The organism is Candidatus Methylomirabilota bacterium (genome assembly GCA_036005065.1).
Classification (GTDB): Bacteria; Methylomirabilota; Methylomirabilia; order Rokubacteriales; family DASRDR01; genus DASYQW01.
Map to the genome: position 1 here is coordinate 1 of DASYQW010000145.1, position 11,613 is coordinate 11,613.

The 11,613-nt window shown below is 71.6% G+C and carries 13 protein-coding genes, 1 tRNA gene and 2 pseudogenes; 3 read left to right on the forward strand and 13 right to left on the reverse strand.

Features of this window, described 5'->3' with window-relative positions; all coding sequences use genetic code 11:
• Positions 1-732: 732 nt before the first annotated feature.
• From VGW35_10400 to VGW35_10445, 10 genes and pseudogenes are all read right to left on the reverse strand, one after another.
• Positions 733-903 (reverse strand): hypothetical protein, encoded by a 171-nt coding sequence (locus tag VGW35_10400; protein HEV8308068.1) that lies wholly within the window; start codon positions 901-903, stop codon positions 733-735.
• Positions 882-1,736, reverse strand: a complete 855-nt coding sequence (locus VGW35_10405) for a nucleoside phosphorylase (GenBank protein ID HEV8308069.1) — start codon at positions 1,734-1,736, stop codon at positions 882-884. Before VGW35_10405 ends, VGW35_10400 begins: the two co-directional genes overlap by 22 nt.
• Before the next feature lie 73 nt (positions 1,737-1,809).
• Positions 1,810-2,499, reverse strand: coding sequence for a class I SAM-dependent methyltransferase (locus tag VGW35_10410; GenBank protein HEV8308070.1), 690 nt, complete (start codon positions 2,497-2,499; stop codon positions 1,810-1,812).
• Positions 2,500-2,665: 166 nt separating this feature from the next.
• On the reverse strand, positions 2,666-3,217 hold the full coding sequence (locus tag VGW35_10415; protein ID HEV8308071.1) for a cytochrome c: 552 nt from the start codon (positions 3,215-3,217) through the stop codon (positions 2,666-2,668).
• A 30-nt stretch (positions 3,218-3,247) separates the two neighbouring features.
• Positions 3,248-3,493, reverse strand: a complete 246-nt coding sequence (locus VGW35_10420; protein ID HEV8308072.1) for an SHOCT domain-containing protein — start codon at positions 3,491-3,493, stop codon at positions 3,248-3,250.
• A gap of 200 nt (positions 3,494-3,693) precedes the next feature.
• Positions 3,694-5,316 (reverse strand): MMPL family transporter, encoded by a 1,623-nt coding sequence (locus tag VGW35_10425; GenBank protein HEV8308073.1) that lies wholly within the window; start codon positions 5,314-5,316, stop codon positions 3,694-3,696.
• Between the two features lie 13 nt (positions 5,317-5,329).
• Complete coding sequence (locus VGW35_10430) at positions 5,330-5,659, reverse strand: DsrE family protein (protein HEV8308074.1); 330 nt, start codon at positions 5,657-5,659, stop codon at positions 5,330-5,332.
• A gap of 10 nt (positions 5,660-5,669) precedes the next feature.
• Positions 5,670-6,035, reverse strand: a complete 366-nt coding sequence (locus tag VGW35_10435; protein ID HEV8308075.1) for a DsrE family protein — start codon at positions 6,033-6,035, stop codon at positions 5,670-5,672.
• Positions 6,036-6,056: 21 nt separating this feature from the next.
• Positions 6,057-6,443: pseudogene (locus tag VGW35_10440) on the reverse strand (DsrE family protein).
• 74 nt (positions 6,444-6,517) lie between these two features.
• Positions 6,518-6,685: pseudogene (locus VGW35_10445) on the reverse strand (MFS transporter).
• Between the two features lie 356 nt (positions 6,686-7,041).
• Between VGW35_10445 and VGW35_10450 the strand changes: the two are divergent.
• Positions 7,042-7,980 (forward strand): LysR substrate-binding domain-containing protein, encoded by a 939-nt coding sequence (locus tag VGW35_10450; GenBank protein ID HEV8308076.1) that lies wholly within the window; start codon positions 7,042-7,044, stop codon positions 7,978-7,980.
• Between the two features lie 46 nt (positions 7,981-8,026).
• Here VGW35_10450 and VGW35_10455 read toward each other — a convergent pair whose 3' ends face one another.
• Together VGW35_10455 and VGW35_10460 are read right to left on the reverse strand one after the other, a co-directional pair.
• Positions 8,027-8,236, reverse strand: coding sequence for a hypothetical protein (locus tag VGW35_10455; protein HEV8308077.1), 210 nt, complete (start codon positions 8,234-8,236; stop codon positions 8,027-8,029).
• Positions 8,237-8,544: 308 nt separating this feature from the next.
• Positions 8,545-8,621, reverse strand: a tRNA-Arg gene (locus VGW35_10460).
• Positions 8,622-8,864: 243 nt separating this feature from the next.
• Here VGW35_10460 and VGW35_10465 point away from each other — a divergent pair.
• Entirely contained in the window at positions 8,865-9,269 is a 405-nt protein-coding gene (locus tag VGW35_10465; GenBank protein HEV8308078.1) for a glycine zipper family protein, read from the forward strand.
• Positions 9,270-9,297: 28 nt separating this feature from the next.
• On the opposite strand, the gene VGW35_10470 is transcribed toward VGW35_10465, so the two are convergent.
• The gene (locus VGW35_10470; protein HEV8308079.1) at positions 9,298-10,224 is read right to left on the reverse strand and encodes a hypothetical protein; all 927 of its coding nucleotides are present in this window, start codon (positions 10,222-10,224) and stop codon (positions 9,298-9,300) included.
• 205 nt (positions 10,225-10,429) lie between these two features.
• Between VGW35_10470 and VGW35_10475 the strand changes: the two genes are divergently transcribed.
• A complete protein-coding gene (locus VGW35_10475) occupies positions 10,430-11,344 on the forward strand; it encodes a hypothetical protein (GenBank protein HEV8308080.1) in 915 nt (304 codons plus the stop codon).
• Positions 11,345-11,613: the final 269 nt, after the last annotated feature.

Here is an 11,613-nt window from a genome sequence, read left to right on the forward strand (position 1 = left end):
GGAGGCGCGGTAGCGCGCCGGCACGCTCTCGAGACCCTGGACGTAGTAGGACTGCCCCTGCTCGTCCGTGTAGCGGAAGAACTCCGCCTGGGCCGGCACCGGGAGCGTCAACAGCACGAGCAGCGCGAGGAACGAGCAGCGCCAGGCCATCGCCACACCCATAGGAACCCTCCCGTTCGCCACGGACCGCTCCTCCGGCGAGAACCCCTCCCATCGAGCCAGTCCGGCCTTGCGAGCGCCCCTCGCCGCGCCCCTCGTCCCCAGGGCCACAGCGTGCGGGTTCCTTCCGGTCTCCGCCATGGCGGCCAGTCTAGCATGGACGGCGAGTCTTCCATGCGCTTTGCCGCCGGCACGCCGCTTGACGTGCGACCGCTCGCATAGTCCGCTGCGGGCCCGCCTCCCACGCGTTCGAGGCGAGGTACCGTCAGACCGGTGCGCCCGGGGGGTTCCCGATGCCCGCCCGGAGGAACGAGGCGTGGCTCAGGCGACGCCTTGTAATGGTCAGGCCGCTTAGCGCTCCTGGCTTCGGTGACCGGAGGCGACGGGCTGCGCCCTCCGGCGCGAGAGAAGTGGCACTAGAAGTGGCACCCGTTTCTGCTCCCGCACTACCGCGGCCGAGCAGAGACCGGCGAGGTCCAGCTTGGGAAGCTGCCTTGATGATGCTAGACCGTGAGGCGTGATGAGAAGAATCGAGGGCTTCGCCGTGATGGAGGCGGCGCCCAGTTCCCGGAGCTACCCCAGGCCGCCCGGTACGACATCCGCCATGCCGGCAACGGCTTGCTTGAGAGATCCGAGCGCCTCGATCCGCTCGAGGAGCTCCGCCCGCCCGTCCCCGAACTTGACCTGGCCGTCGAAGACGACCCAGACCTTGAGCTTGGGCTTTAGCGCGCCCCGCGTCGCCACGCTCCCGATGATAGCCCACCGATGCCGGGCAGGATACCAGGGGCAGGCCGCCAGGCCTTCGCCGTGGCGCCGATCACCGCGAGGGCAGCCGGAGCCCCGCCGGCGGCTCCCTTGTCGAAGTCGCCCTCGAGGCGACCCAGCTGGTTCGTCACGTGTGCGAAACAGACCACGGGTCGGCGGCGGGCGTGACCGAAGGCATACAGCGCGGCGGCTTCCATCTCGACCGCCACGAGGTTCCGAGCGCGGGCGGCCTGGATGGCGGCCGCCGTCTCCCGGAACGGCGCGTCGGTCGTCCACGTCGCGCCGAGGACGACCGGCAGCCGCCGAGCCGCGAGGGCTGCCTGCACGCGGTGGATGAGCCGCCGGTCGGCGTGGCTGAAGGCCGCGGGCGCCCGGTAGTGGTAACTGGTGCCCTCGTCGCGGAGGGCGCGCTCGATCAGGACGAAGTAGGGCCGCTCGCGCACCGCCAGGATCTCGCCCGCCGAGGTCACGCTGATGAGGATCCGGCACCCGGAGGCGAAGAGCTCTTCCGCCACCAGGACCGCGAACGGAGCGCCAACGGCGCCCCCCACAATGCCCATTCGCTCGCGTCCATGCCGGAAGACGTACAGGCGTGTGTGGTAGCAGGGCCAGCTCGGTTCCCGTCGCGCCCGGCCCGCCGCCACGAGATGCCGCACAACGTCTCCGTCAGGATCGAGGATGCAGACCTCCGGCACGGATCCCGCCCGGAGCCCCTTCTCGCGTCGCGCCTCCCGGAGGAGGCTCTGCGGCGTGAACTCGGACGCGGCGCGGATCCGCTTGTGCGCCAGCAAGGGCACAGCCGCTCGGGTCATCGTCACACGCGCTCTCCCCGTCCGGTCTTCCCCGGTCGACGGTCGATCGGACGACACTGTCCTCGCGTTCCGCTCACGGCACCGGCGTCGCGTGGACGGCAAGGACGGCCGCCAGCCGCGGGACCCGTCGGCGGGCGACGCGCTCCCAGCGGAGCGCCCAGCTCGCCACCAGCGGCCACGGCCCATAGTGCACGACGCGGCGTGACGCGTGGGGCAGAAAGCCCGCCGCCCGCAGGGCCGCCTGGATCTCGTCGTCCGTGGAGAAGTGAGCGTCGCGCCATACCGAGTCGACCATCCGCCGCTTGAGGCGCCGCCAGCGAGCCCAGAGCCCTTCGGCCCGCAGGACGGCCACGACGAGGCTCCCGTTAGCCGCCAGCCCTCGCCGGGCCTCCCGCAGGACTGCCAGGGGGTCGGCGATGAACTCGAGCCCCAGGATGATCGTCACCAGGTCGAGGCTCCCATCGCGGACCGGGAGCGCGGCGGCGTCGGCCTGGACGAAGGCCGGTCGTCCGGTGAGACTGGCGGCCTTCCGCCATGCCACCTCGAGGATGAGCCGCGAGCGGTCGATCCCGATGACCCGCCAGCCACGGCGCGCCAGTTCGAGGGCGTAGTTGCCCGTCCCGCACGAGAGGTCCGCGGCCCGCCCCGCTGCGGCCGGGGCGAGACCGAAGATGGCCTCCTTCTCGAGCTGATCGGTGAGACGCCCGATCGGGGTCCGGTACCAGGCGTCGTAGCGCTCGGCGGCCGCGTCGAAGGCCGTCACGGAGGTCGACGCGCTCAGGCTCGAGCCGCCAATGGCTCGCCGCCGCTCGGGCGCACGCTGACGGTGCCCTTGGCGGCAGCGACGGCGATGGCGCTCAGCGATGCCGAGGGCTGGCAGATGGCTATGCCTCCTCGAGGTCCTCCGGGACGGCGAGCGTATGGCCGGCTCACAGGGTCTTCAAGAACGCCAGGACATCCTCCAGGTCCTCGGGAGTCATTCGCCACCGGGGCATCGTCCAGTCCAGCGGTCGGCCGGCGGGATCGAGGCCCTCGGTGATGGCGCGCTTGATGAGGGCGTCGGTATAGGGCGGATGCTCCCGGCTCCCTTCGCCCTCCCGATGCTCCGCCTGGGTGAGCGCCTCATACCTGATGTCCGACGGGATGGCCCCGCCCATCATCACGGGGACGCCGCCGTGCCCCCGGACGCCGTGGCACGCCACGCACCCGCCCCCCTGCATGCTGATCCACATGGGCCCACCGGAGAGCGGGATCGGGCCGGTCCGCTCGCTGACGCCGGTGTAGTAGATCCGCTCGCCATTCGAGCTGTAGTGGCGCTTGCCGTACCCCCCGCCGAACCATCTCCCCATCATCCGCGGGCCCATCATGCCGGGCCCCCAGGTCGGCCCCGGACTCCACCCGCCTGCGGCCGACAGGAGCAGCAGACCGGCGCCGCCGATCATGATCAGGACGAGGCCGAGAATGGGATGGTGTCTCCGCATCGCGCCGTCTCCCGCGTGGCGAGCGGCTCTCTAGAGCAGGTCTCGCTTCTTCGCCTCGAACTCCTCCTGGCCGATCTCCCCTCGGGCATACCGCTTCTTCAGGATGTCCAGCGCGGACTCCCCCTCCGGGCCCGCCCCTCCGCCTCGCCTCCCCGGCTCGATGAGCCACCGGACGACCAGGACGATCCCTACGATGATCAGCCCCCAGAAGACCAGCATGAAGAGCATCCCAAAAGGACCGAAGCCCCAGCCAAAGCCGCCCCACGGCATCATCATGGTCTTCCTCCTGGCGTGAGGCTCCAGGCGCGAGTACGCGACTGACCGAGCGGCGATGGAAGCCCAACCCACTCGGATATCCTCACCCTGCTGCCTCCAGCCGAGCCGGCCCCGTCGGCGTCGCTGGAACCAACGCTGCAGCCACCACTGCTCCACGTAGATCTTCCCGAGGTGCCAGAACCGGCTCGGCCCCCAGAAGCTCATTGCTCCCGCGGGCGCGCGGCCATCCCGAAGAGGAGGAGCGCCTGGGCCACGGCCTCCCGAGAGTCGGGAACGACCTCGCGGGCGGGGTCGTTGTCGCTCAGGATCCGGTGGACGCGCTTGACGACGTCCGCCACCGAGGTGGTCTTGCCCACGACCGGCTCGCGCTCGATCCTCCGCTGGAGCCCCTCGAGGGCGCGCAGGAAGGCGGGAGACGTCACCGCATCCGGCGTCTTGCCGTCGGCGACCAGGTACAGGGTGGCCGTCCCGCCCAGGTCCCGGCTCAGCTCGCGGTCCGCCACCCGGATCGCGCTCCCCGGCTTGAACCAGGCCACCATGTTGTTGTTGAGGCGGACCTTCGCGATCCCGATCGCGGCGATGGCCACGAGGACGACCCCGGCCACGACGACGGCGAGTCGTCCCGCCACGGAGGCCCGGCCGACGCGCCCGAGCCACGACGAGGCAGGCTCGGCCTCCCGGGGCGAGGCGACCCGACGACCGTCCCCCGCGAGGGCGAGGAGCGCCGGCACCAGCGTGAAGCTCATGAGGAGGATCACGAGGGTCCCGAACGCCACGAGGAGGCCGAAGATCCGCACCGGCACGATGGGCCCAATGGCCAGGGACGCGAAGCCCGCGATGGTGGTGAGGTCCGAGAAGAGCACGGGGGTGGCGACCGCGTCCATCGTCTGCCGGATCGCCTCCCGCCGGTCGCCGACCTCTCGGCGCCGGAAGCCGAACTCGTTGAAGATGTGCACCGTGTCGGTGGAGATGGCCATCAGGAAGACGGGGCTCATCGAGGCCATGATGTGGATCGGGAGGCCCAGCCCGATGAAGAGCCCCATCGCCCAGGTGATGGCCAGCATGGCCACGGCCATGTTGGCCGCCACCAGCCCCCAGCTCCGGAACATCAAGAAGAGCACCGCGCACATCACCATCCCGGCCAGCGGCGAGAAGAGCCCCATCTGGCGGAACATCTCGGCCCCGAAGGTGTCGCGAGCCACGGGATCGCCCGCGAGGAAGTAGCGCTCGGCCCCCTGGCCCTGGGCCGCCAGCGTCGTGATGCGCTCGGCGATCGCCTTGCCGTTCGCGGTCGTCTCGATCGGCACGTAGATGGCCGTGGCCTTCCCGTCGCGGGAGACCAGGCGATCGGCCAGCAGCCGGTTGCCCAGCACCCGCCGCTCGAGTCGCTCCGCCGCCTCCCGATCCCGGGGAATCTCGCCGAGGATCGGCTGGGCCTGCAGGACCCCGTCGGCGACCGCGACGTCGTTGACCGTTGGGAGGGCGATCACGTCCCGGGTGACGACCCCGGGGAGGCGGAGGATCTCGTCGGTGAGCCGGTGCAGGCGGGCCAGGGTCTCCGGGACGAAGATCCCGCCCTCGCTCCGGATCCCGACGACGATCACGTCGGGGTGGAGCCCGAACCAGCCTTCGACCTGGTCGTTGTGCCGGCGGACCGGCGAGGTCACCGGCAGCATGTTCTTCGGGTCCGTGTCGGTCCGGATGCGGGGGAGCTGGCTCCCCAACGCCACGGTCACGACCAGGACCAGGGCGATGACGGTCCACGGGTGGCCCGCGGACCAGTCGACGGTCGCCCGTTGAACGGCCTGCCACCGTGTGCTCATGGCCGCGCCCTCGCTACAGGGCACCGATCACCCGGTCGTGATCCGCGGCCAGCAGCGCGATGAGTCCCGCGTGGTCGACCGGGGTGGCGTCGGGGCCCGCTTCGAGTCCCCGCAGCGTGAGGTCCTCCCGGAGGACGATGCACCGGACGTCCCGCGCCATGAGCCCCTGGAGCTCCGGGCGGACGTCCCGCGGGGGGCGGGTGCTCCCGAGGACGACGGCCTCCTGGAGACAGCAGAGGGTCAGGCCGTGTCCCTGGCTCCCGAGCGCGCCGGCGAGCGCCAGCGCCCGCCGGCCGGCCGGGGTGGCGGGCGAGCTGGTCAGCACGATGAGGATCGATGCCATGGGCTCCCCTTCAGAAGGTCAGGGTTCGATCGCAGCGGGCCATCGCCCGGGCGATCTCGGCCACGGGCGCATCCCGCACCCCCGGGACGAGATCGGTGACCGTGAGCCCCCGGGCGGCCAGCGAGGACGCCTCCGCGAGCACCTCGGCTCGCCCCTGACCGTCGCGCAGCAACTGGGCCACCACGTCGGCCAGGCCGATCCATTCGCCGGCCGGCGGGCACTGGCGGGGGAGGAGCGTGGACACCCCGTCACCGAGGCACGCGAGGACCACGCTCCACCCCTTCCCGAGCGCACCGCGGGCATGGCGCAGGGCCTCGGCCGGCTCGATGCTCCCGTACGGCGGATGGGTGACGAGGACGCACAGAGATCCGGGCACCGGGTCCTCCTCTCGATCCGCTCAGGGACCGAACGTGAGCACGGCGTGGCTCTCGTCGAGGAGCGCCATCAGCCGAGACAGGCTCCCGAGGCGCGCTCCCGCCAGGAGATCGTCCTCGGCGATTCCACGGAATCGCAGGCACGACCCTCAGAGCTCGACCATCCCGCCACGAGCGAGGTAGGTCTCTGCCGCGGCCCCGACGTCGAACACGCCCGTCGTCGTCTGGCCCTTCACGAAGCCGTACGCCCCGTCCGCCGTCGCGAAGATCGTGCTGGGCAGCCCGGCGTCGAGGGCCGCCGTGGCGAGCTTGAGGACGGTCGCGGCGCTCTGGCCCGAGTACGGACTGGCCTTGAGGATGAAGGTGACTCGCTGCTCCACGTGTCCGCCTCCTCTCCGCTGCTCAACCATCACTGGCGACCGTCGGATCCGTCAATGAGACGGATGGCCTAGCAGCCGAAAGGCCACACTTCGGTCCACCGAGATCACGATCCTGGATGCCGCGTTTCCCGCATCCGGACCAGGACGATCAGCCCGGACAGGAGCGTGAGGGCCGCCACCACGTGGATCGCCGCGGCCATGCCCAGCCAGTCCGCGACGAGGCCCGCCAGGAGCGCGCCCACCGCGTAGCCCAGGTCCCGCCAGAGGCGGTAGCCCCGTGCGGGCGGCCAGGGCCCGCCCGCCGGAGACGTGGTCGGCCTGGATGTGGGTGTCGATGACGTGGGTGATCTTCGTGCGCTTGAGCTCGGCGAACTCGACGTAGCTCTCGAGGTCCTGGGCCTGTGGGTCTACGACCGTAGACGCCCCGTGGCCCACTCACCCGAACACGTAGGCCGCGCAGCCGGTCCGAGGATACAGGAACTGCCGGAAGATCATGGCCGCCTCCCCTCGCGCGACGGTTAGATTGCGACGCGACTCGGTTGCGAGCGTAGGGAGAATCGTGTTACACGTCCAATCGAATGATTGGAAGCGATCGATTGACCTGGCTTATCGATGGCCCGCGCCCGGCATGACCCTGCGCCAGCTCGAGAGCTTCCTGGCCGTCGTCGACCTGCGGAGCTTCCGCAAGGCGGCGGAGCGCGTCGCGCTCAGTCAGCCCGCGCTGTCGCAGCAGATCAAGGAGCTCGAACGGGAGCTCGACACGCCGATCCTCGAGCGGCTGGGACGGACGACCGCGCTGACGGAGGCCGGTCGGATCCTCGAGGCCCACGCCCGCCGGGTCCTCGCGACACTCCAGGGCGCCCGGGACGCCATCGCGGGGCTCCAGGGGCTCCGGCACGGCTCGCTGGTTCTCGGCGCGAGCAGCACGCCCGGCATCTACCTCCTGCCCCGGGTGCTGGCCCGGTTCACGACGCGCTATCCCGGGGTGGACGTGACCCTCCGGATCGGCAACACGCGCGAGACGGAGGCCCGGGTGCGCGCGAGCGAGGTCGACCTCGCCGTGGTCGGCGGTCACCTCTCCGGAGCGGAGGAGACGTGCACAGAGGCGAGCCTGCTCGACCGACTCGTTCTGATCGTCGGTCGCGGGCACCCCTGGGGCCGCGCTGGACAGCTGGCGGCACAGCGCCTCCGCGAGGCGCGTCTCCTGGTACGCGAGGAAGGCTCGGCGACCCGCCAGGTCACCGAGACGGCCCTGGCGCGCGCGGGGATCCCGGTGCGCGCCCGGCTCGAGCTGGGGCACACGGAAGCCATCAAGGAGGGTGTGCGGGCCGGGCTCGGGGTCGCCTTCGTCTCCGAGCACGCGGTGCGACACGAGCTCGGGACGGGAGAGCTGCGGGTGGTCCGGGTGTCCGGCCTCACCATCCAGCGGCACTTCCACGTGATCCGCCACCAAGCCCGCGTGCTGAGTCCGGCCGCTCGGGCGTTCCTCGAGTGCCTCCACGCGCACCAGCCGCCGGCGCGCTCCGTGTCCCGAAAGGCCGGCCGTGGACCGGGGCGCCGACGCTAGTCCGCCCGGAGGCGCGAGCCCCGGCGTCCCAGCCGGCGCAGCGACTTCAGCCCGGCTTTCGCGCGAACAGCCAGCGGCGGATCAGTGGCCCGGCCGCGGCGATCCCGTCGGGGCACAGGAAGACCATCGCGATCAGCACCAGGCCGAGAACGAGGCCACGGACCAGCGTGGCGCGGAGGGCGAGCTCCTGGAGCAGGACGAGCCCGACCGCGCCGAGCGCCGGCCCCCAGAAGCTCCGCATCCCGCCGAGGACCACGGCCAGGACAGATCGGCCGAGAACAGCCAGTGGAGCTGCTGCGGCGTGACCTGCCGGCTGAGCTGGCCCCAGAGCCCGCCCGCCAGGCCCGTGAAGGTCCCGGAGAGGACGAAGGCGGACCACGCACCGGCGGACGTGGATGCCGATCATGAGGGCGCGTTCCTCGTTGTCCCGGATCGCGTGGAGTGCCGTTGGGTCGCGACCGGAGGGCTTCCGACTTGGAAATCCCGAGCCCGAAGCAAGTGGCACCAGAAGTGGCACCGGCAGGCGCCACACTGGGCCCGGACGTCGCTAAGTGCCGGAAAAGATGGTGCCCCCGGGGTGAATCGAACACCCGACCCAGGGTTTAGGAAACCCTTGCTCTATCCGACTGAGCTACGGGGGCACGGAAGTTATCGAGCAGACTCGTCGATTTTACCACTTTGCGCCATCCGGTACCCGGCCGTGAAGCTCGTCGGTTGTGTCGCTTTCCGGTGATCCGGGAACCGTGTAAGATCGGAATTGTGAGCGATCTGCACGTGCTCGGGCCGTCCGGGCGATCCGGAGGAGGATGACGGGCATGATGCGCTCTCCCGGGGTGGCGCCTGCGAGGCGGGGGGCGCGCGGGTGGCCGCGGTCATGGCGGGTCTTGGCCCTCCTCGTCCTCACGGGCTGCGCGGCCCCGAAACCGGTCCTCTACCCCAATTCCCACTTCCAGAGCGTCGGTGCCGCGACGGCGGAGCGCGACATCACCGAGTGCCGGAAGCTGGCCGAGACCGCCGGGGCCCGGCCGCGAGCTGGCGAGGCGGCCGAGGTGGCGGGGACGACCGCGGTCGGTGCCGGGGTCGGCGCGGCCAGCGGTGCGGTCGGGGGCGCCATCGTGGGCTCCGCCGGAACCGGCGCCGCGGTCGGCGCGGCCGGTGGAGCCGCCGCCGGGCTCCTCGGGGGCTTGCTCGGAGCGATGTTCAGGCGGCCCGCGCCGAACGGCGCCTACCAGGGTATCGTCGACCGCTGCCTCCGCGAGAAGGGATACGAGCCGGCCGGCTGGCAGTGATGGACCGCCAGGGTCAGCGACGCGGGGCCTACGAGGCGATGAACCAGCGCCTGGCGGTGGGGTCCGTCGTGAAGAAGCGCAGCAGCAGGGCCGCGACCTTCTGCCGGCCGCTCGGCGAGGGATGGGTACCGTCCTCCCGCAGGTCGGCGCAGAGCCACCGGAGGCCGTCGCTCCGGCCCCGCGTGCCGTCGGCCCAGAGATACGGACCCCAGCCGAGCCACGGTCCCCGGAGCCGGCCCTCGATCCTGTCCTGCACCACCCACTTGACGGCAAACCCGCTCTCGTAGGCGAACGGCTCGGGGTTGAGCCGGGTCGTGGCGTAGCCGGCATAGATGCGGCTCGAGAGATAGACGAGCCGGAGGTTCGGGAAGCGCCGGGCGAGGATGCCTGTGATGGCCTCGAGGTCGGCGCGCAGCACCCCGGCGTCCGCCGGGAACGGACGGCTCTCGCCCGCGATCGCCTCCTTGAGCCAGACCACCTGCACCTGGGCGGCCGTGACGCGGGCCGCGGCGAGCCGCAGATCGACGGCGCGCCAGAAGGGCGCGGCCGGGTCCTTGATCCGCTCCGCGTCCTGACCTCCCTGCGCCCCGTCGACGAGCGTCACGTGCCGGCTCTTGCGCGGGTCAGCGTCGGCGATCGCCTTGAAGGTCGAGAACTCCTGTGTCGTATTCGACATTCCGATCGACAGGAGAACGATGGTGCCGCCGGCCGACGGGCGGCCGTCGGGCCCCCGTGGCTCGACTCGCGCCGCGTAGGCGAGCCCGACCGAGAGGTAGGCGGCGGATGGCTGGTTGCGGCCGCCTGGATAGAGGCCTCCCTGATGGCCGTGGTAGGTGCGCGGGCCGAGGTCCGTCAGCGCGATGAGGCCGGTCGACGCCCGCGAGCAGTCAGCCGCATCGCTGGCGCCGGCCGACCCGGCTGCGAGGATGAGCGCGAGGAGCACGATCTTCTTCATGACCCGGTCGGAGACCTCCTGACGGTCCGTGGGGGGTCTTCATCGCTCGCTCCTGGCCCGCACGGTCGAGCCGACTCGTCGAGATTCCACGCTTCGCCGCCACGGTAGCGGCCGCTTCGGACGTCTGTCAACCCGGATCTTCGAGTCCAGGGTTCAGGGCCGGCGAACCGAGGTGGGCCTGGCGCGGTAGGATAGGTCCATCGGGATGGGGCGACGTCGAGCCACGCGGACGGCTTCCGAAACCGGGCCCGACCTCGTCGCGGAGGTCGAGCGCCTCTACGGCCTCCCGCTCGGCGAGTTCGTCCGGGCCCGGAATAGCCTGACCGCGCAATGGCGCCGGCAGGGTCGGGCCTCCGAGGCCACCGAGGTCGCGGCGCTGAAGAAGCCGAGTCCGGCCGTCTGGGCCATCAATCAGGTCGCGCGGCAGGAGCCGGAGGCCGTCGCGCGGTTCCTCGAGGCGGTCCAGGAGCTGCGCCGGGTCCAGGCCGGCCGGCGCGGCGTGGACATGGCCGCCGCGACCGAATCGCATCGCGCGGCGCTCGGCCGGCTCGTGGAGGGAGCGGGCGCGGCCTTGACGCGGGCCGGCCTCCGCGTCTCGCCGGACACGCTGAGGCGCATCTCGGGCACGGTGACCGGCGCCGCCGCGGATCGGCGCCACCAGGCGGACCTCCGGCGTGGTCGACTCACGCGAGAGGTCGCGGCGCCGGGCTTCGAGCTGTTCGCGGACGTGCCACTGGAGCTCGTCGAGCGCGAGGAAGCGGTGCCACGCTCCCGGGGGCGGACCGGCGAATCGGCTGCCGACAGGAAGGCGCGCGAGCGGCTCCTGCGCGCCCAGGAGGCCCTGCAGGTCGCGCGGTCAGAGGCGGAGACATGGCGTCAGCGGGCCGAGGATCTGGAAGGCGTGGCGGCCCGGCGCATGGCGGCCGCCGAGGAAGCGGCGGCCGCCATCGCGGAGCTGCGGGAGCGGCTGGCGTCAGCCGAGGCGCGCCTGACCGAAGAGCGCCGGGCCGCCGAGCAGGCGGGGCGTGAAGCCGAGCGGGCGCGTCGGGATGCCGAGCGGGCGACGGCGCGTCGTGAGGCCGCCGAGAAGGTCCTCCGCGCTGTCCGGCAAGGCCACTGACGTCCCTTCACGCCGTCAATGACCGACGCCGAGCAGCCAGAGGATGATGATCAGGCCCAGAGGAACGCCGAGGAGCCAGAGCAGGACGAGTATCATGACGAGTCTCCATTCCAGTCTTCAGTACACCGACCATGGCGTCCACAGTTCCTGACTGCGGACGATCCGGACGTTGCCGGCCTCGTTCATACTCGATGCCTCCGTCATCCCCGGGGCCCAGACGCCCCGTCGAAAATCGATCTGCGAAGGAGCATCGAGCAATCGACATGCCG

Bases quoted from the DNA above. Each gene is read 5' to 3' on its own strand.
- VGW35_10450 (HEV8308076.1), top strand. From the start codon at position 7,042: ATGACCCTGCGCCAGCTCGAGAGCTTCCTGGCCGTCGTCGACCTGCGG.
- VGW35_10425 (HEV8308073.1), bottom strand. From the start codon at position 5,316: ATGAGCACACGGTGGCAGGCCGTTCAACGGGCGACCGTCGACTGGTCC.
- VGW35_10475 (HEV8308080.1), top strand. From the start codon at position 10,430: ATGGGGCGACGTCGAGCCACGCGGACGGCTTCCGAAACCGGGCCCGAC.
- VGW35_10405 (HEV8308069.1), bottom strand. From the start codon at position 1,736: ATGACCCGAGCGGCTGTGCCCTTGCTGGCGCACAAGCGGATCCGCGCC.
- VGW35_10415 (HEV8308071.1), bottom strand. From the start codon at position 3,217: ATGCGGAGACACCATCCCATTCTCGGCCTCGTCCTGATCATGATCGGC.
- VGW35_10420 (HEV8308072.1), bottom strand. From the start codon at position 3,493: ATGATGATGCCGTGGGGCGGCTTTGGCTGGGGCTTCGGTCCTTTTGGG.
- VGW35_10430 (HEV8308074.1), bottom strand. From the start codon at position 5,659: ATGGCATCGATCCTCATCGTGCTGACCAGCTCGCCCGCCACCCCGGCC.
- VGW35_10470 (HEV8308079.1), bottom strand. From the start codon at position 10,224: ATGAAGAAGATCGTGCTCCTCGCGCTCATCCTCGCAGCCGGGTCGGCC.